We start from the raw sequence: 20,435 nt of genomic DNA, 5'->3' as shown, positions 1-20,435 counted from the left end.
TGTGTTCTCTTATTGATTCATCGTGGCCATTACTTCGGATGCGAAGTCGTCTTGCCGTTTTTCAATTCCTTCGCCGAGTTGATAACGTGTGAATCGACGAACACTGATATTTTCACCGATCTTCGCGATCATTTCGGTGATCATTTGCTGTACCGATTTGTCCGTATCTTTAACGAATTCCTGTTCCAATAAAACGTTTTCGCGATAGAACTTTTCCAGTCGACCTTCGGTCATTTTATCGACGATCGCTTCCGGTTTACCTTCGTTCAGAGCTTGCTGACGAAGTACTTCGCGTTCATGATCGATCGCTTCCTGGGGAACATCTTCCCGTGTGAGATAACGCGGATTCGTCGCCGCAATTTGCATCGCGACATCTTTAACGAGTTGCTGGAAATCTTCCGAACGGGCTACGAAATCTGTTTCGCAGTTGACTTCTACCAAAACGCCGATACGGCCGTTTCCGTGAATGTAAGATGCGACCAAACCTTCCGCCGTTACGCGGTCCGCTTTTTTTGCGGCTTTGGAAAGGCCTTTCTCACGAAGATAGTCTACCGCTTTTTCGAGATCGCCGTCCGTTTCCACCAAAGCACGTTTGCAATCCATCATGCCCGCGCCTGTTTTCTCGCGTAATTCTTTCACCAAGCTTGCTGTAATCATTCAGGCAGTCCCTCCTTATATATTTGTTGTACTTTATTCCGCTGTTTCTTCTGTGGTTTCTTCGGTAGCTTCTTCCGCGCTGTCTTCCGCTTTCGGCTCCGCTTCCGCTACTTCGTCCTGCTCGCCCTGGCGGCCTTCCAAAACAGCGTCCGCCATTTTACCGACCAACAATTTTACGGCACGGATCGCATCATCGTTCGCCGGAATCGGAAAATCGATTTCATCCGGGTCACAGTTGGTATCAACCGTAGCAATAATCGGAATATTGAGTTTCCGTGCTTCCGCTACCGCGATCTGCTCTTTCTTCGGATCAATGATCACGAGAGCCCCCGGTAAACCTTTCATATCTTTAATACCGTTGAGATATTTTTCCAGTTTGCTCATTTCACGGCGCAAACCGATGACTTCTTTTTTCGGTAAGAGATCGAAACGGCCGTCTTCTTCCATTGCCTTCAGTTCCTGTAAACGTTTGATACGCAATTGGATCGTTTTGAAGTTGGTCAACATGCCGCCCAGCCAACGTTCTTTTACGTAGAACTGGTTGCAACGTTCCGCTTCTTCCTGAATAGTGTTCTGGGCCTGTTTTTTCGTCCCGACGAACAATACCGACTTGCCCGATGCCGCCAAGTCACGAAGGAAATCATACGCTTCGTCTACTTTTTTAACGGTCTGCTGCAGATCGATAATGTAAATACCGTTGCGTTCCGTGAAAATGAAACGTGCCATTTTCGGGTTCCAACGACGAGTTTGGTGTCCAAAGTGAACACCGGCTTCCAACAATTGTTTCATAGATACTACTGACATTTTACTACCTCCTGTTTTTTACCTCCGCCGCTTCCTCTCCGACAGGGCCCGGGTCATCCGGACACAGCTGTCTGAATCCATCGGCGTGCGTATTTTGACCTGTACAAGTATATCACAGCTTACGGTAAGCCCGCAAGTGTAGGATTAACCAAATAAATTTAATTGTTCTTCATCAGGCATTCCCTCCAAGGCGCCCATTTCCGTTAGTGTTTCCACAATCGTATGGCTGACCTTACCGCGTTTACGCAGGTCTTCTTTTGATGTAAACGGTCCGTTTTCACGCGCCGCCACAATTTCTTCCGCTACGGTTTCGCCAAGTCCCGGTACGCAGGAAAGCGGCGGTAACAACATCCCATCTTCCACCACAAAATCGCGCACGTGGGAACGGGCAAGATCGATGGGTTTAAACCGGAAACCGCGTTGGGCCATTTCCATCGCCACTTCAATATTCGTGGCGGAATCCTTTTCTACCGCACTGGCGTCGCGGCCTTTGGCCTGAATGTATTTCCACATTTTTTCTTGGCTCGCCAACCCCGGTAAGATCGCCTTGCCGTCAAAAGAACCGCGCGCACGTACGGTAAAGTATGCTGCATAGAATGCCAGCGGATGGTAGATTTTAAACCAGGCAATACGGAAGGCCATCATGACATATGCCACCGCATGCGCCCGTGGAAAGAGGTACGAGATTTTTTTGCAGGAATTGATGAACCATTCCGGAATTTTTTCTTTGCGCAGAGCTTCTTCATTTTTGCTGACAGGTTGCCCCTGTTTATTTTTCTTTTCGAGACCGCGTCCTTTCCGAACATTTTCCATGACGTTGAACGCAATTTTGGGTGCCACACCGTGCTGAATTAAATAGTTCATCACGTCATCACGGGTTGAAATCGCGTCTTCCAGCTTGACTTCGCCGGCCGTAATCAAATCCTTGGCATTATTAAGCCACACATCCGTGCCATGAGAAAATCCGCTGATACGTACCAATTCACTAAAATTTTGCGGGTGTGTGTCTTCCAGCATCTGGCGTACGAATTGCGTACCGTATTCCGGAATCCCCAACGTCCCGACGGTATCTCCATTTAATTGCTCCGGTGTCAGCCCCAGCGCTTCCGTCGAAGAAAAGAGACTGATGGTGGCGGGATCATCAAACGGAATTTCTGACGGTTTGATGCCCGTCAAATCTTCTAAAATACGAATGACGGTCGGATCATCATGCCCCAGAATATCGAGCTTAACCATACGGCCTTCGATGGAATGGTAGTCAAAATGAGTCGTGATGATGCCCGACTCTTTTTTATTGGCCGGATGTTGAATCGGCGTAAATGCCAAAATATCCATATCGCGGGGACAAACCATAATGCCTCCCGGATGCTGGCCGGTGGTATTTTTGACCTTGGTGATGCCAGTCAACAGACTCTCCGCATAGATATCATTCGTCACCAATTGCCTTTGCTCCGCGTACTTTTTTACATAGCCAAAGGCGGTGCGATCTTGAATACCGCTGATTGTCCCGGCGCGAAACACATTGTCGCGCCCGAATAATTCTTCCGTATATTTGTGCGCTTGCGGCTGATAATCACCGGAAAAGTTCAAATCAATATCCGGTACCTTATCCCCTTCGAATCCCAAGAATACGGCAAACGGAATGTTGTGACCGTCTTTGTGCAATGCAGCGCCACATTTTGGACATGCTTTATCCGCAAGATCGAACCCGCCGCCGACGGAACCGTCCGTGATGAATTCGTTGTATTGACATTGCGGACACAAATAATGCGGCGGCAACGGATTTACTTCCGTAATATCCGCCATGGTTGCCACAAAGGAGGAGCCGACCGAACCGCGTGAACCGACGAGATAACCATCTCCTAAAGAGTGGGCCACCAACTTATGCGCGATGTAATACAACACACCGAAACCGTTGCCTATGATCGCTTCGAGTTCACTTTTCAATCGCTCTTCTACGATCGCCGGCAAAGGGTCACCGTAAAGGCGCTTAGCTTTTGCATAGCACATGCGTTCAAGCTCGGTGTCCGAGCCGCTGATCTGAGGTGAATATAATTTTCCGTCAGCAGGAAGCGGCGCAAAGTCTTCCACCAGTTCGCTTACTCCACGGGTATTGCTGACAACGACTTCAAATGCCTTGGTCTCGCCGAGGTAAGAAAATTCTTCCAGCATTTCTTCCGTCGTACGCAAATAAAGGTCCGGCAATTGTTCGGGCTCACCGGATTTACCCCATTTGCTGAGTAAAATTTCGCGATAGATTTTATCTTCATCAAACAGATAATGCGAATCGCAAGTTGCACAGACCGGTAAATTCAGTTCTTCCCCCAGACTGACAATAACTTCATTCAGCTTCTGCAAATCGCGATCCGTTTTTATGTTGGGATAGCGATCATCCTGTAAGAGAAAGCGATTGTCCCCAATCGGCTGAATTTCCAAATAATCGTAGTAACTGGCAATTCGCAGTTGCTCCGAGCGCGGCAAATCGTCCAAAACGGCGCGGAACAATTCTCCCGCAACGCAGGCCGAACCGACGATTAATCCTTCGCGATTCTCGTCTAAGATTGCCCGCGGAATGAGCGGCCGTTTTTTGAAATACCGCAAATGCGAAAGCGAAACCAGTCGGTACAAGTTTTGCAGACCGACGCGATTTTTCGCCAATAAAATAATATGAGTATATTTTTGCTGATCGCGCGTAATATCCGCCGGGATATCTTCAATCAGGTAGCCTTCCATCCCGTAAATGACTTTGACACCTTTTTCCGCCGCCAATGCCTGCACTATAGGGAATGATTGGACAACACCATGATCGGTAATGGCGACCGCGGGATGATTCCATTCTTTTACCGTGGTCAACAAACGGTCCACATCAATCAGCGCGTCCGTACTCATTTTGGTATGGAGGTGCAATTCGACGCGCGGCGTCGGATGATTATCCTCATGACTGTACGTCCCGGTCGGCACCAACATTAAATTGGAAAGCTGCATAACCAAACCGCCCGAATATTTATCCTGGCGCACTTCGCCGCGTGCCCGTACACGTTTGCCACGACAAAGATTTTTTTCCAAACAGGAAGTATCCTCTCCTTTTTCAAAGAAATACTGCGCCGCCAGACCGTTCGTGTCATCGGCCATTTTTAATTTGAGCAATTTACGACCTGTCCGCAATTCGCGAACTTCAGCCGATACAACATCCCCTTCAACGATGACGGCTGCCATTTCTTCGTGAATTTCCCGCATCGCAAGCGGTGTCGCTTTAATTTTGCGTTTGCCGATCAAAAGCTCCGGATCGCCGCCTGTTTTCGCTTGAGCACGCGCCTGCAAAAATCGATCATCATACAGCAAATTTTGCCAACTGCTTGACACATCCGTCGTACTTACGGACGGTGCCGCATCCGTGCCCTTGGTTTCCGGTTCGGGAGTCGCCGCTTCTATCGAGGCCGGTTCTGAAGTCATCCCTTCTTGTGATACCCCATTCCCCTGCCCAAATGAAGCTTGCTTCCCTTTGTCCGACGGAGCCGCGCTATTTTCATCAGTTGGGTCGGGAAGCACTGTACGAGTAACCGTTTCACCGTCTACTTTTAGCGTCACAGCCGGCGGTACAAATTCATTTATTTTTTGCGGCGTAAAATCCGCTGTTTTGGTGATTTCCCAAGTTTTCCCTTTAATGTCGACAATTAACTCTTTAAATTTCACCGGTTTTCGAGGAACAAATTTATACTTACGCAACGCTTATCGGTACCCCCTTACGTCTGAATTCTATTTTTCGCTTCGGATGCTTCACGACCTTTTCCCGGTTTATGTTCCATCGTAGCTTTCGCCAGTGACGCCACGCGTTTTTGCGCCTCCTGCGGCGACAACTTTGTGATCGTCGTAACCGGATCATATACGGAATAAAATGTATCCGTAAGTGCCCGTCCGTCACTCCAGCTGACACGACGATGCACTACAACAGAGTAGCCGTCATGACCTTCCTCTTCTATAACATCCTCTTTCTGATCATTTACCACAATTTCTTTTTTCTCATGCGGTAAAACTTTTGCCGGTTCGGTTGTGATCGCGACTCCCGAAGGACGATCATCACTATTTCCCAAAATTTTTACATTAATCGCACCGCCGCCGGCCGTCGCCATAACATACACCGGTGACTTCGCTGAGTTGACCCATATAAAATCAATAGAATTATCCGCTACGGTCGCGTCCCGCCCGATTTCTGTGTAACCGACCGGTGCAAAATGTGGCGTGCGCTGCACCACGTCAAGCCCCGCCAAAAGAACCGCATTAAACATGGTCGTGCTGACTTGGCAAATGCCGCCGCCGGCATCGGGAACCAATTCGCCATTAATAAAAACAGGCGCCGATAAATAACCGGCCTCATATGTGCGTAAGCCGGTCGTATCATTGAACGAGAAGGTTTCGCCCGGCGCCAACAAAGCACCGGAAACAGCAGCGCTTCCTTTATAAATGTTGGCGCTGCGGTTTTCATCACCGCCGTAATAAGTGGTGTATTCGCCTAAAATCGCGTTGATCGACGCCAACTGCTCCTTGCGCAGCGTCGGCAAATCCACTTGGCTCGGTTGCAATATTAAAGGAGAAAAATCCTGCGCATTTATTTTTTTCTCAGCCACTTTGGCGACTTGCACATAATCCAATATCAGGCACGGTTTTTCCGTTTCAATTACAACGTCGCCAGCTTCATTAAAAGATACCGAGGCGTTGCGTGGCGGCGCTGCCAGTTCGTCCACTTTAGCCCGCAGAATTTCATTTAAATGTGCCACATCATAAGCGACCGTGCAATTCATTTGAACCGGGTTCAGGTAGCTTTGCCACTGCTCCCACCATTGCCGAAACCACGAACCGGTACGACCGTAGCTGCTGACAGCAGCCGCTGTTTTCTCTGCATTTATGGCAAGTTTCAGGTCGCGCATCGGAATCGACCAAGTGTAGGTTTGATAGGTCAAATTCAGCGCCGCATTTTCATATTTGTTGTTTTGCTCTGCCAAATAGCGTTGCAGTCCTTCCGCTTGCCAACCTGACACATCCCGATCCTGCAGCTTGACTCCGCGGACGACACCGCTTGTCCCGTTAACAAACAAAGGAAAAAATATCAAGACAAGCATAATTCCTGCCACGACACCGGCGACAATCATGGTATTCTTCTTCATAAAGTTCCTCGCAAATATTCACCGAACAGTTCGCTCCACGAAACTTCATAACCGTTACGTTGCCGCCATTGCGCGCGATACAGTGTCAGCAACAACCCAGCGCACTGCGCATAGTTCAGCTTCTGCGCTGCGGCGTAAATGTTTTTCCAGCGCCATTGATTTTTAACTTGCAATTTTCGTGCCATATCTCTCGTCGCAACACCGGCATGTTCCAATTCATAAATCCCCAAGCAAAGACGCAATTGCGAAGCCAGAAAGCCGGTATTTTTCAAGGTCTCTGCCATATCATTGAATAAATGCGGAACGGCTTCCAGAACAGCTCGCTTGCGTTGATCCACCAAATCATCCCAAAATCGAAACACTTGCCGTTGCAGGTACGACGGTAGCGACTCCTGCACCACTTCGAGCGGAATCTCTTTTTGATCCGTCATCAGTTGCCACTTTTGTGCTTCTGTAGTAATAAAAACGGACGATGTGTTATCCCAGCTTTCTGCCACCGCTTGCAAGTACTGTTGCGCAGCACGACTTAACGTCCGGCCTTGAACACGCAAGACACTGTTAAAAGCGGCGCCGACTTTCCAGCCGGGAATAAATTCCGACACCGATACTTGCGCCAGCGGCAAAAATTTTTTTACCAAACTTAATCGACGGTCCGGTTTACCTTCCAAAATAAAAAAAACACGCGTTTCCACCGGTACATTTTCCAATGCCTGCAGAAATTCCTTCGCCGGAATAGATTCATCCTTTTGTGTCAAAAACAAAGGATTAATAAATTCAAACCGACGCACTTCGGTAAAGAGCGACGGTTGATTGATTTGCTGCACGATTTCCGCCGTCGTACTGTGTTCTTTACCCTGTTCCACGGTTTCTGCAGCACTGTTTCCGGCTTGCTGCTTACGAGCATAAACAGCCGGTATATCAGTACCGTGAAAAAGGTAAATTTGGTCCTTCTGCATGCGTTTTTATCTCCGTTTCGACGTGCCATGTATGACCATGTAATGATGCGACTATCATTCCTGTCTCTTTATTATTATACACAGGTATACCTTTCGCGTGAAACTCCTCGCTACCATCCGCCGTGCCTTCACTACCTCTAAAGTTTCCATCAGGCACTGTAATAGACAGTTGCGGATGCCGTTGTGCCAGTACCGTCCTCGCACTTTTCGCATTCGCTATCACAAGTAAATTCGTCGTGCTCGGCAGCACCAAGGATTTTTCAGTTTGTAATTGTACTAACGCCGAGCCATCCGATGTAGCCAGTCCCACTCCATTTTGATTGGCAAGCACGCCGGGATATTGAATAAAAGTATCCGCCGTTGACACGACGTACTGATTTTTACCGTCGGAAATTTCCTGTGCCCGCAGATAACGATGCGCCGGAAACGGTTCTGCCGTATTTTCACGCGGTGTCACATAAATACAATCATCCACAGTAAAAATACCGTAAAAATTTAAAGCACGAGTCAGCGCCCGGGGATAATCTCGCCGCGCATAACGACTTTCCTTGATATATAAAATCCGTCGTCCCCCGGTTTCCATACAAATGGCTCCCATTTGCCCGACGTCCGGCACGAAAATGCGCGTTTGGCCGCTTTGCGTGATCCGATAGATTCCCATCCCGAGACAAATAACGAAGAATGCCAATAAAGGATATTTCCCCCAGGTGCGTTTGGATTTAAAATACATAACGATCGCCGCCAAGCCGACGAAATAGAGAACCGTTTCCCCGATACTTAACGCGCGAAATCGTAATTGCGCCAGCGGTAAATCCGCCACGATTTGAATCAGTGCAACCGAGATGACCAGACCATAGTGAACGAGTTGCAAGATTCCCACCGCCGGTAGCGTCCAAACAAAATGCAAGATGACCGCCGCCAACTCCGCCGCAATAATGATTTCCAACAACGGTGCGACGATGATATTTGTCAGTACTGCATAAAGCGGCAGGGCTTGAAAATAATATAACAACAACGGCAACAAAAAAATATTTGCGGCAACGGTAACTGCGATCCCTTGCGCCAAGCGCAGCGGCATGTGCAAATACGTGCAACACAGTCGCGAGCAAGGAACATAGCAGGTTACCAACCCCAGCGTGGCACCAAATGACAGTTGAAAACTGACATCATATAAAAGAAACGGCTGATACAGCAGCATCAGTGCGCTAACCAAACCAAGCCAATGGCTAGCATCCACGTCCCGCCGCAGCAGTATTCCCCCAAACGCCGCCGCGCCCATCCAAAACGAACGCACCACGGGAGGTTGCCAGCCGGTAATAAATGCATAGGTAAAAACCAATAAAAAAGCGGCACCATATGTGAGTGGGTCGGGTATGCGAAGACACCTGCCGAGCCACCAAAGGAGGCCGAATAAAAGCGCAATATGAGAACCGGAAACAGATAAAATATGAATAATACCGGAATTGGCAAACGCATTAATCAGGTTGGAAGAAAGGCCGTCATAACCGCCCCACAGCAAAGCAAACGCCAACGCCGCCTCCGACTTCGGCAAGGCCTGCGCAAAAAAGGTCCGCGTTGTCTCGCGCAGGTGTTGGGCCATAGACAAAAAGTAATAACCTTTAGCCATACCGACAGCATTCGCTTGCGATTTGAGCGGAACGTATAAATTGCCCAGCATTTGTTCTGTGCGGTGACGATAATAAAGTGTTTTTTGTCCGGGGTTTTGATAATAGTGAAACGGTTTTAATTCGGCCTTAACTTGCAGCACCGTGCCAACAGGATACGGCGCATACTGCGTACCATCTAAATAAAGATATGCTTTCCCTTTAGTATTCCTTGTCACACCGTCCAGATAGGAAAATGTTCTTAGCGCCACCGGATACCGATATGTCACTTTATCTCCGTCGGTGAAAACCTGTGCTTCCCTTTCCACAGTGACATGGTATGTGCCGGTTTCGTTATACACAAAAAAAGCAAGATCCGCTGATTGCTTTTCTTGCCAATAAATACCCGCTCCGCCTGCAAGCAAACCGCTGAATAAAATTAAGAGCAGCCACTTGCGCCCCATTTTTTCCGGCGTCAAAAAGAAAAATCCGGTAAGAGCACCGACTGCAATCAGTAAAATCCCGTAGACAAGTAACGGATACGTGGTATTTAAAACGATCCCCAGCGCGACTGCCGACGCAAACAACAACGCTCCATAATGCCAGATCAAATGGTGATATGACGACGCAGCTCTTTGAATTTTCCTTCACCGATTCCTTTGACTTCTTCCAAGTCCGTCAATTGACGAAACAGACCATGCTCCCGACGATAGTCTAAAATTTTTTGCGCCGTGGCCTCACCCACTCCCGGAAGTGCAGTCAACTCTGCCAAATTCGCCGTGTTAATATTCACATACGTGATGCCGAGTTGCCCTTCCGGAGGATTAAAATTAAACGGCACGCTGATTTGCTCACCGTCACGTAATTTCGCCGCCAAATTGACTGCTTCCGCATCGGCGTACGGTAGCAGATTTCCTGCCGCCTGCACCGCATCTTTGACTCGACTTCCGATCGGCAATTGGTACACGCCCGGCTGTTCGACTGCCCCTGCTACGTAAACCAACATATTTTCTTCGATGGGCGCCGCCACTGAAGCGGCCGCCATCGGCATAGGCTCCGATTGGGAATTGTCTGCTAAGAAATAGTATAATATTCCTAAAAATGAAAGCGCTAAGGCACTCGCCAACAATGCGTGAATGACGGACCGAGAAAAATGCACCGATAATCCTTCTTTCTCTTGTTTTATACGTTCTGAATATATTTTATACCCAGTGACACAAAGGAGCAATGAATTATGGATCAAAAACTTGCGAAATCGTATGCGGATGTTCTTTTACAATACGGCGTGAACTTGCAACCCGAGCAACTGTTACTTATTAACGCACCGGTGGAAGCACATGAATTTGTCACCGTTTTGGTGAATGCCGCTTACGCCCATGGCGCCGGCGATGTGCAGGTTGATTGGCAATCCGGTACCGTTTTCGCCCAGCGTTTGCAATACGCGCAGGAAGATTCGCTGCTGTATACCCGTCCTTCGCAGATCACCAAAGCACAAGAATATTTGGCGGAAAATCGAGCTATCATCTCTTTGGTAAGTTGTGATTCGCCACTTTTCAAAGAGGTACCCACGACGCGAATTAACGCGTTTCAGCAGGCCAAAAACAAAGTATTTCAGTTTTACTCACAAGCCATTATGAACTCGCAAGTGCAGTGGCTAGTAGCGGCCGTTGCAACCCCCACCTGGGCAGCCCTTTTATTTCCGGACGAAACGCCGGTAACGGCTTTAGAAAAGTTATGGGACTCCATTTTTTATGTTTCCCGTATTCAAAACGAAGATGCGTTGGCAGCGTGGCAAAATCATTTGGATACATTGCACAGACGTCGTCGATTATTAGATGCGTTACGACTGGACACATTGCACTACATGAGCAAAAACGGCACGGATTTCGTGATCGGCCTGCCGGACACGCACATATGGCAAGGCGGTAATGAAAAAAGCGGCCGCGCGGTCCCGTTCGCTGCTAACATTCCCACGGAAGAAATTTTTACTGCCCCTGATTTTCGGCGCATGACAGGTCACGTCACCAGCACTCGCCCGTTAGTCGTTTACAACCAAACGGTCGAAGGATTGGAGCTTGATTTCGTCGACGGTAAAGTAGTGCAAGTAGAAGCTTCGAAAGGTAAGGAGGCCATCGAACAATTGCTTGCATCGGATGAAGGAGCACGCTTTTTAGGCGAGGTCGCACTCGTACCAAAAGATTCACCCATTGCGCAAATTCCCTATTCGTTCTATGAAACGTTAATTGACGAAAACGCCTCCTGCCATTTGGCGCTCGGCGCCGCGTATCCTACTTGCATCACCGACGGCAAAACAAAAACCGACGACGAATTGACCGCCGCCGGCTTAAACCGCTCGATGATTCATGTGGATTTTATGATCGGAAGTTCTGACCTTACCATTGTCGGACGCACCAAAGACGGTCGTGAAGTAGAAATCTTTCATGACGGCAATTTCAGTCCTGACTTTGCGTAGGTTCTCGCGGCTCTTTACTGAAAGTAAGTAAAAGCACCGCACTCATGACGCAAATAATGCCGATGATTTCTCCCCAACCGAATGACATGCCCAAAAAGAGTACCGAAAAAACGACTGCGCCAAAGGGCTCCAGACAGGTAAGCACACTGACTGTAGTCGGCGGTAATGTACGTAACGCATAGAGAAACAGAAAAAACGGAATCAGTGTTCCGCCCACCACGATGTATAAAAACATGGGTAAAACTTGCGGGCGAAAGAACATAGACCAATCGGTCACCGGCGTAATCCAATAACTGAATATGCTTCCGTACAACATTCCCAACCCCAATAAATATGGCGCGGGAAAACGCCGCAATAACGAAAGCGGAAAAAGGATGTAAAATGCGGCGGCAAAGGCGGATAAAATCCCCCAGAAAATGGCTATCGGAGAAACGAGAAGTTTGGTCACGTCCCCGCCCGTCACCAGCAGTACAACACCGATTACTGCTCCTGTGGTCGCCAACACATCGGTTAAATTCGGCCAAGACTTAGTGCGCCAAATCGCCCAGAAAAGCAGCAACACCGGTGCAGAATTTTGCAATACGGTTGCCACTACCGCGCTGCCGTGCTGAATCGCTTGAAAGTACGTATACTGCATACCGAAAATACCCAGCACTCCGAACAACGGCATTTTCAGCAGATAAAATTTACGAGTGCGTGAAGCGAGTTTTCCGTGCTTGGAGCGCGTTACAAAAAAAATCAGCAAAAATAAAATCCCGCTAAATGCCATTCGAATCGTTGTTAAGGCCGGTGCCTGAATCGTCGTGGAGGCAAACAATTGTTGCGCCACTACGCCGCTGATTGCCCAAAAAAGCGCAGCGACTGCGACTGCCCACTTCGCCATATTGATCCTTTCCGCGCTACTTCGCATTGTAAAAATTTTAACGGCAAAAAAAAAGCACCCTGACGGTGTTAAAATGGTGGGGCTAACTGGATTCGAACCAGTGACCTCTACGATGTCAACGTAGCACTCTAACCAACTGAGCTATAGCCCCGCGTAACTTTATTCATTTTACCCGAGAGAAGATATCATTGTCAAGCAAAAGCAAAATCCCATCGTACGATGGGATTTTTGATTTCTATTGCTCAAGCACTTTAGCGGCTGCACCCATAATAGCCAAGCGTGAGTGTTCAAATACCAAACCGCCTTGCAAATATACCGTATACGGCGCACGCAACGGACCGTCGGCGGAAAGTTCAATGGATGACCCTTGCGTGAATGCGCCGCAAGCCATGATAATCGGATCGGCATACCCCGGTAACTCCCCCGGAACCGGACGCACATAGCCGTCGACAGGTGACCATGCCTGCAATCCTTCGCAAAATCCGCATAACGCTTTTTCCGTGCCCAATTCGATCGTTTGAATCAGATCACTGCGCTCCGTGCCTAATTGCGGTTCGCTTTTGAAGCCCAAACGATGAAACACGGCGGCAGCAAATTCGGCGGCGCGTAACGCTTGTCCGACTACATGCGGTGCCATAAAAAGGCCTTCAAAAAAGAGTCGATACCCCGGTGTATACGAACCCATCTCATCCCCCAGACCCGGTGCCGTCAATTGATGCGCCGTTGCTTCGACCAGATCCGCGCGCCCGACGACATAACTCCCTGTCGGAGCGATCCCGCCACCGGCATTTTTGATCAGCGAACCGGCTGCGATATCAGCACCGACTTCGATCGGTTCTTGCGTGGCGGTAAACTCTCCGTAGCAATTGTCGACGAAACAAATCGTCTGCGGATTTTTCGTTTTGATGACACGAATGATTTCGGCTATTTCGGTAATTGTCAGCGCTTTTCGTTCCGCATAACCGCGCGAACGTTGGATCAATACCAGACGTGTTTTGGGTCCCACTGCATTCGCCAACGCAGTAAGATCGCACCGACCGCCTTTCGTAGCTACTTCATGATATGCGACGCCACGCTCCCGCAGATTCCCCGGCGCATTACCGGTAAGCCCGATAACCGTTTGCATTGTGTCATAAGGGGTTCCCATCGCACAGACCATTTCATCGCCATGGTTAAGCAATGCCAACAAGACTGTCGCTAAGGCATGCGTTCCTGAAACAAAGTGCGGACGGACCAGCGCTTTTTCCGCACGAAAAACATGCGCAAATACCTTTTCCAAGGTTTCCCTGCCGACATCGTCATAACCATAACCTGTCGTTCCTTGAAAATGGAATGCGGATAATTGGCATTCACGAAATGCTGTTAAGATTTTCTCGGTATTTTTTACCGCGACTTCATCATAGCGCGCAAACGCTTCCCGACATGTGAGTAAAGCCTGTGTTTCGATTTCCTTAAGCGTAATGGCAGATGATTGTGAATCGTTCACTCTTTTTCCCCTTCTTGAATCGTAGAAATGGCATGCTTGTAAATCAGCTGCTCTTTTTCCTGACTTTTAAGTAATACTGTGAAATTATCATAATCCTTGACAATTCCCTGCAGTTTAACCCCATTCAAAAGATAAATATTGACTGCGGCCTTCGCCTTTTTTAAGGCCTCAAGAAAAGCATCCTGTAAATTTATTTTATTTGTCATTTCACGTCTCCCAGTTGTTTTTAATGATTTGTTGCATGGCATCAGCGAGCGCTTGCGCGTTCGGGTATGCGCACGGATCTATGTACGTTATGTATGGCATTCGGCGCAACCATGTCATTTGGCGTTTGGCAAAACGGCGCGTATGAAGCTGTATCAAAGCAAGCGTTTCTTCACGTGTCTGCGCCCCCGCAAAGTATGCCGGCCATTCACGGTACCCTATCCCTTTCCCCGCTTGGCTTATACTGCCTTCATGCTTTTGCCAAAGCCAACGCGCCTCGTTTTCCAAACCTTCGGCAAACATTTTTTCAACACGGGCATTAATACGCTCATACAATGTTTCCCGCGGCGGCGCCAGTGCGAATACCGGTCCGGTATACAATGGCTCATCGCTTTTCTTCGTCGCTTCGTAACTGCCTCCCGCCGCAAGTACGGAAAGGGCGCGAATCAATCGTTGCGGATCGCCTACCGTCCGTGTCGCAAAATATTCCGGAGAACGTTGCCGCATTTCCTCGCGTAATCGTTCCACCCCCTGCGTGCGATACATTTCATTGTAGCGCTGCGTCCATTCCCGAACCGGTCCGATGTCAGGGAATGTATAACCTTCAAGCAATGCTTGTACATAAAGACCGGTACCGCCGACCAAAAAGGGGGTTTTCCCCCGCGCGGCAATATCGGTAATCAGTATCCTGGCACGCTCACAAAATTCGGCCACCGTATAGTTATCAGTGACCTCTTTAATGTCCAGCAGATGATGTACAACCCGTTTCTGTTCAGCGGGTTTTGCTTTCGCTGTACCGATGTCCAGGCCGCGGTACACTTGAAACGCATCCGCCGAAATAATTTCCCCATTGAACATTTCGGCAAGATGCAATGACACTTCTGTTTTACCCGCCCCCGTCGGCCCCATAATAACTACCAGGCGTTGTTTCATAAGTTCCATACTCCATAAACCACTCGACTATACGTACCGCCGCGTAAAAACGTCGGCGGATGCGTCTTAAACCAGCTCGCGAATGGTCTGTTTTTAACAATAATACGCTTTTTAGCAACTCGCTTTGCATCTTCCCAGAGCTTTTCATCCAGCCCTGCTTGCGCGGCAAATATGCGCAAATCAGACAAGTTATTGGTTTGGCTTACCGTATGATGAAACATGAAGTCAAAATAAATGACATCAAAGTGGTTATCCGGTTGTTTCTTGAGATAGTCGTTCACGTCAACATGGAGTAAATGAATCCGCCGCAACGCTGCCGTCAATGCCGGTGCTTCGGGAACTTTCATAGAGCGCAAACCGTCTCTGCCCACTGCATACACCGGAAATGACTTTTCAAGCGCAATGATTTCCACGTTCTCAGGCACGGTATAAGCGGCCATAATCGCGTCGCTGCCTCGACCGAATGTGGCGTCTAAAAAATGTTCCGGAGAAACTTCATGCAAAAGATCGGCAAAATGATCTTGGCGCTTACGTTCCCAATTCAGCGCACGTAACTTTGCCATTTGCAAATGAAACTCCAGCCGTGTCTTTCCATCCGTTGCGACTAATCCCCGCTGCAATTGCACGAGCCAATGGGAAATCCGTGTCCGCTCCGCCAAGCGACGCAATGATGCATGGCCGCGCTCCACGTAAGGAAGTTGCCACTCGGACGCCAACTCCTGTGCCTGCAGGCGTTGCTCGTTAGTCGGCTTATATCCGGTCGTAATCCCCCATATCATCATCAGGAGCGCCGAAACAGTTTTGCCAAATCGGCGGCGGTAAATCGAACCATAACCGGTCGGCCATGCGGGCAAACAAACGGACGTTTTGTCGCGAGCAAATCGCGAATTAATTCCCGCATCTGACGAATATTCAATGCATGCCCCGCTTTGATCGCTCCGCGGCAGGAAGCATATGCCAATACGCGATGGCGTAACTGTTCGGCGGTCGGCGGCGTATCCGCCTGCAGCGCCAAACTGATTTCGCTCAGCATGCGTTCCTGTTCGGTGCCGACGGCATCGGCAGGCGCCGCTACTAAACGCAGCAATTGCGGTCCGGCCTGCTCAAATTGAAATCCCAGTGCGTGCAACTGCTCCTCATGGGTGAGCAATGCTTGAACATCTTCGGCATCGAGTTGCAAAAGTTGCGGCACCAGTAAGGTTTGCGCCGGAATCCCTTCGGTCGCCTGTGCCAAACGATCGTAGCGTACTCTTTCATGCGCCGCATGCTGGTCAATGATGTAGAGCTCTTCGCCTTTTTGACAAACGATAAAACAGTTCGCGATCTGACCCAATGGGACAAGTGTAGCCTCTGCATCTTCCTGCGGTGTAAATAAAATGCGTTCTTCTTCGTCGGAAGTATCCTCTTGCTGTACCTTCGCCATGTATTCGCTGAACGTATTTTCTTCCGCGACGCTCCAACGCGGCGGTGCGTAAGACGTTGCCGTCTGTGTTGAAGCGGCTGGCGCGCTTGATGAGCTCGGTTTCGTAATGGCATTCGGCGGACGTACCGTCGACTCCAACACCCCTTGCTGGAGCTCAAAATCCGTTTTCTTATCCGCTAGCGTAAATTCATTTTGTTTCTGCGCGGATTCGCCTTGCAATGCAGCGGTATGGCGTTGCATACCAAGCGGTGCCTGTGTCACTTCCGTCGCCACGGTGGCCGCATCATCAACACTCGTCAACGCATTTAAAACCGCATGATATACCGCACGAAATACCGCCTGCTCATCGCTGAATTTAACTTCCCGCTTTTGCGGATGAATATTTACGTCGACATCCGCGGGAGAAATCATTACGCGAATCACGGCCGGCGGGTAGCCGCGTTTCGGCAACAATGAATGGTACGCATTGTCGAGTGCCCGACTCAAAGCGGGGCTTTCCACGATCCGACCATTGACAATCCACGTTTGCCATTGGCGACTGCTCTTCAGTACAGCCGGTTTAGCGATATAACCGGTCACGCTGTCGGTCTCGGTTTGATACTCCACCGGCAACATGGCATTCGCAAGATCCGTTCCGAATAAAGATGCAAATGTATCCAGCATATCTCCGTTGCCGGGCGTATCAATTACGGTACGACCGTTATTGATTAAACGAAGCGCGATTTGCGGATGCGCTAATGCCAATTTACCGACCAATGTATTAATTCGGCTGCTTTCCGTACGTTCCGTTTTCAAAAACTTTTGCCGCGCGGGCGTATTGTAAAATAAATCTCGCACTTCAAGTGTCGTGCCTACCGGCGCTCCGATTGTCTGCGAAGAAATTAATTCGCCGCCTTCGATGCGAATTTCCTGTCCAGTTTCTGCTTCTTGCGTACGCGTGACCAACGTCACCTTGGCAACAGACGCAATGCTTGCCAAGGCTTCACCGCGAAATCCCATCGAACTGATCGCGAAGATATCGGCCGCTTTTTGAATTTTACTCGTCGCGTGACGTACAAATGCAAGGGCTGCATCTTCCGCCGTCATACCGTTGCCGTCATCCGTCACACGCAGGTAGCGCGCTCCGCCCTCCGCAATTTCGATTTCAATATGTGTAGCATTCGCATCCAAGGCGTTTTCAATCAATTCTTTGGCTACCGAAGCCGGTCGCTCAACGACTTCCCCGGCGGCAATTTGATTAACGGTAACGGCATCGAGAATATGTATTTGCGCCATATTACAATCCCTTTCTCGCTTTGGCTTCCTTATTTAATCTGAATAACGTTTCCATTGCTTCCATCGGTGTCATGCTGAAAACATCTAAACCGGCCAATTCATCCCAAATGCCGTCGGCAAAAATGTCCATCGCCGGAACACGCTCCGCTTCTGCAGGTGCAGCGGGAGTTGTGGTTTCGAGTTCCGCCAGCAGCGTCTGTGCCCTTTGCAACACACTCGTCGGTAAGCCCGCCAGTTTGGCGACATGAATACCGTAACTTTTATCGGCTTTCCCGGGGATAATGCGTCGTAGAAACTGCACGTCGCCGCGACGCTCCTTGACGGAAACCGTAAAGTTTTGAATGTGCGGATAAACATCCGCAACTTCCGTTAACTCATGATAGTGCGTTGCGAATAACGTAAACGCACCGATTTTCTCCGCAATAAATTCAACGGTCGCGCGCGCGATGCTTAAGCCGTCATAGGTGCTCGTGCCGCGACCGACTTCATCGAGCAAAATGAGGGAGTTGGCGTCCGCCGCCTGTAAAATATCGGCGACTTCATTCATCTCCACCATAAATGTACTTTGACCGCTGGCAATATCATCCGTCGCGCCGATGCGCGTAAAAATGCGGCTGACCGGACAAATATCGGCAGTGCGCGCCGGGATAAACGAACCAATCTGCGCCATCAACAACAGCAATGCGACTTGTCGCATATACGTCGATTTACCGGCCATATTAGGCCCGGTAATCAGCATGGTTTCACAGTCCTCATGACGTAAAACGGTGTCATTCGGAACGAATGTATCCTTTTGTGCGGCGGCCAACATCGGATGCATGCCGTCGCGGATTTCAATTCGATTCTGACGATTTAATGCCGGCTGTACCCAACGATATTTATGCGCGGCCACGGCAAGTGCCAGCAGCGTATCAATGACGGCAAGAGTACGCGCCGTTTTCTGCAGATCCGCAAGCGCCGGTCGCAGATCCGCGAGCACCTGCGAAAATAGCTGTGCTTCCAGCTTGTCCATTTCCGCTTGTGCCGACAGTACTTTGACTTCAAACTCCTTCAGTTCCGGTGTGATATAGCGTTCGGCGTTCGCCAGCGTCTGCTTACGTACAAAATACTCCGGTACCCGTTCCGCTTGGGAACGAGGCACTTCAAAATAGTAACCGAACACATTGTTGAAACCGATTTTTAACTTAAGTTCCGATTTAGCTTTTTCCGCCGCTTCCAAATTGGCGATCCAACTGCGACTGTCATGGACCAGCGAACGTAATTCGTCCAGCCGCGGCGAAAAACCGTCTTTAATATAATCACCGTTACGTTGCAAACCCGCGTCAGGCGCGATAGCCTCCGTCAGCAATGTATACACATCCGTGTGCGTCGCCACATCGCGGTTCAACGTTTGCAGCATAGGTGCATTGAATTCTTGCAAAAGTTCCTTTAACGGCACCAGTTCCGCTAACGAATCCCGTACCGCCAAAAGATCTTTCGGCGTCGCCGTTCCAATCTCCACTTTAGTGACGATCCGCTCAAAATCATAAATACGTTCCAAGACATTTCCTAATGCATCCGCTTGGCGCGCATTTTTAAGAAAATCCGCCACCGCTTCCTGCCGCGCCAAAATTTCCCTATCCGAGAGTAGCGGTGCTTCCAACCAACGCTGTAAAAGGCGCGCCCCCATGGCCGTTTGCGTCTGCTTTAAAAGCGCATAGAGAGTACCGCGGATACTTCCGTCCTGCATATTCTGTAAGATTTCTAAATGACGTAACGTCCGATGATCAAGCGTCATTTGCGCTTCTTCACGCAACGGCAATAGCAATGTAACCTGTTTCGCCGATTGCTGCAACGTTTTTGCCAAATAATAAAACAACTGCGCCAATGCTTCGCGAACCGCTGACTCCGTCGGTAATTCCGCAGACGCCAAACCGCCGAAATCAGTTGCCCCGGTCAGTTTCGGTAGCGGCATTTCCAGTTCTTCAGCGCTCAAAATCAGCATCGTCCCAAGACGCGACTTGGCATAATTTTCGATACTTAATTTACATTCGTCCGATGCTTCGATAATCAGTTCCGCCGGCGCATAAATACTCAATGCGTCGAACAGTTCATGCTTTTCTTTATCCGTAAATAATCCCCAACGACATTCTCCGGTCGAAACTTCAGCAAGCACCAACACGATTTGCGCTTCTTTTTGATACAAGTACGCCAAATAATTGCGGGTACCGTTCGCCAATGAACTGTCTAAAAGAACTGTCCCCGGCGTGATAACTTTAGTGACGCCGCGTTCGACCAGGCCTTTGGTTTCACTCGGATCCTGCAGCTGATCACAGATGGCTACGCGATAACCTTTCTGCACCAGACGATAAATATAGCTCTCCGCCGAATGAAACGGTACACCGCACATCGGTGCGCGTTCTTTATTCCCTGCCGCCCGTCCCGTTAAGGTTAATTCCAGCTCACGGGAAGCCAGCAAGGCATCATCAAAGAACATTTCATAAAAATCGCCCAAGCGGAAAAACAGAATTTCATCCGGATGCTCTTTTTTGATTGCTTGATACTGCGCCATCATCGGCGTCAGTTTGGCCGCCAT

Annotated in this window: 15 protein-coding genes and 1 tRNA gene; 1 reads left to right on the top strand and 15 read right to left on the bottom strand. The window is 49.2% G+C overall.

Annotated elements, in window-relative coordinates:
• Positions 1–9: 9 nt before the first annotated feature.
• The 7 genes from tsf to HNR45_RS00560 form a co-directional block, all read right to left on the bottom strand.
• A complete protein-coding gene (gene tsf / locus HNR45_RS00590; RefSeq protein WP_024048819.1) occupies positions 10–657 on the bottom strand; it encodes a translation elongation factor Ts in 648 nt (215 codons plus the stop codon).
• Between the two features lie 33 nt (positions 658–690).
• Positions 691–1,461, bottom strand: a complete 771-nt coding sequence (rpsB, locus tag HNR45_RS00585) for a 30S ribosomal protein S2 (protein ID WP_159822033.1) — start codon at positions 1,459–1,461, stop codon at positions 691–693.
• 144 nt (positions 1,462–1,605) lie between these two features.
• The gene (locus HNR45_RS00580; protein WP_260399099.1) at positions 1,606–5,187 is read right to left on the bottom strand and encodes a PolC-type DNA polymerase III; all 3,582 of its coding nucleotides are present in this window, start codon (positions 5,185–5,187) and stop codon (positions 1,606–1,608) included.
• A gap of 17 nt (positions 5,188–5,204) precedes the next feature.
• A complete protein-coding gene (locus tag HNR45_RS00575; protein ID WP_159822035.1) occupies positions 5,205–6,623 on the bottom strand; it encodes a VanW family protein in 1,419 nt (472 codons plus the stop codon).
• On the bottom strand, positions 6,620–7,579 hold the full coding sequence (gene holA, locus HNR45_RS00570; RefSeq protein ID WP_159822037.1) for a DNA polymerase III subunit delta: 960 nt from the start codon (positions 7,577–7,579) through the stop codon (positions 6,620–6,622). Before holA ends, HNR45_RS00575 begins: the two co-directional genes overlap by 4 nt.
• A complete protein-coding gene (locus tag HNR45_RS00565) occupies positions 7,542–9,770 on the bottom strand; it encodes a ComEC/Rec2 family competence protein (protein WP_159822039.1) in 2,229 nt (742 codons plus the stop codon). The genes holA and HNR45_RS00565 overlap by 38 nt, the downstream gene beginning before the upstream one ends.
• 20 nt (positions 9,771–9,790) lie before the next feature.
• The gene (locus HNR45_RS00560; protein ID WP_024048813.1) at positions 9,791–10,228 is read right to left on the bottom strand and encodes a ComEA family DNA-binding protein; all 438 of its coding nucleotides are present in this window, start codon (positions 10,226–10,228) and stop codon (positions 9,791–9,793) included.
• Positions 10,229–10,417: 189 nt separating this feature from the next.
• Here HNR45_RS00560 and HNR45_RS00555 point away from each other — a divergent pair, with 189 nt between their 5' ends.
• Positions 10,418–11,656 (top strand): aminopeptidase, encoded by a 1,239-nt coding sequence (locus HNR45_RS00555; protein ID WP_159822041.1) that lies wholly within the window; start codon positions 10,418–10,420, stop codon positions 11,654–11,656.
• On the opposite strand, the gene HNR45_RS00550 is transcribed toward HNR45_RS00555, so the two are convergent.
• From HNR45_RS00550 to mutS, 8 genes are all read right to left on the bottom strand, one after another.
• Positions 11,637–12,539 (bottom strand): EamA family transporter, encoded by a 903-nt coding sequence (locus HNR45_RS00550; RefSeq protein WP_159822043.1) that lies wholly within the window; start codon positions 12,537–12,539, stop codon positions 11,637–11,639. The two genes, HNR45_RS00555 and HNR45_RS00550, sit on opposite strands and share 20 nt — an antisense overlap.
• 74 nt (positions 12,540–12,613) lie before the next feature.
• Positions 12,614–12,690 (bottom strand) — tRNA-Val (locus tag HNR45_RS00545).
• A gap of 84 nt (positions 12,691–12,774) precedes the next feature.
• Complete coding sequence (locus tag HNR45_RS00540; protein ID WP_159822408.1) at positions 12,775–14,001, bottom strand: methionine gamma-lyase family protein; 1,227 nt, start codon at positions 13,999–14,001, stop codon at positions 12,775–12,777.
• A gap of 20 nt (positions 14,002–14,021) precedes the next feature.
• Positions 14,022–14,231 (bottom strand): RNA chaperone Hfq, encoded by a 210-nt coding sequence (gene hfq / locus HNR45_RS00535; protein WP_024048808.1) that lies wholly within the window; start codon positions 14,229–14,231, stop codon positions 14,022–14,024.
• A 1-nt stretch (position 14,232) separates the two neighbouring features.
• A complete protein-coding gene (gene miaA / locus HNR45_RS00530; RefSeq protein ID WP_159822045.1) occupies positions 14,233–15,162 on the bottom strand; it encodes a tRNA (adenosine(37)-N6)-dimethylallyltransferase MiaA in 930 nt (309 codons plus the stop codon).
• A complete protein-coding gene (locus HNR45_RS00525) occupies positions 15,159–15,944 on the bottom strand; it encodes a class I SAM-dependent methyltransferase (RefSeq protein WP_159822047.1) in 786 nt (261 codons plus the stop codon). Before HNR45_RS00525 ends, miaA begins: the two co-directional genes overlap by 4 nt.
• Entirely contained in the window at positions 15,944–17,860 is a 1,917-nt protein-coding gene (gene mutL, locus HNR45_RS00520; protein ID WP_159822049.1) for a DNA mismatch repair endonuclease MutL, read from the bottom strand. The genes HNR45_RS00525 and mutL overlap by 1 nt, the downstream gene beginning before the upstream one ends.
• A 1-nt stretch (position 17,861) precedes the next feature.
• On the bottom strand, positions 17,862–20,435 hold the full coding sequence (mutS, locus tag HNR45_RS00515; RefSeq protein WP_200841479.1) for a DNA mismatch repair protein MutS: 2,574 nt from the start codon (positions 20,433–20,435) through the stop codon (positions 17,862–17,864).

Source organism: Negativicoccus succinicivorans (assembly GCF_014207605.1).
GTDB classification, from domain to species: domain Bacteria; phylum Bacillota; class Negativicutes; order Veillonellales; family Negativicoccaceae; genus Negativicoccus; species Negativicoccus succinicivorans.
Note: the sequence above shows the minus strand (reverse complement) of the source record. Positions and strands in the feature narration are given on the sequence as shown.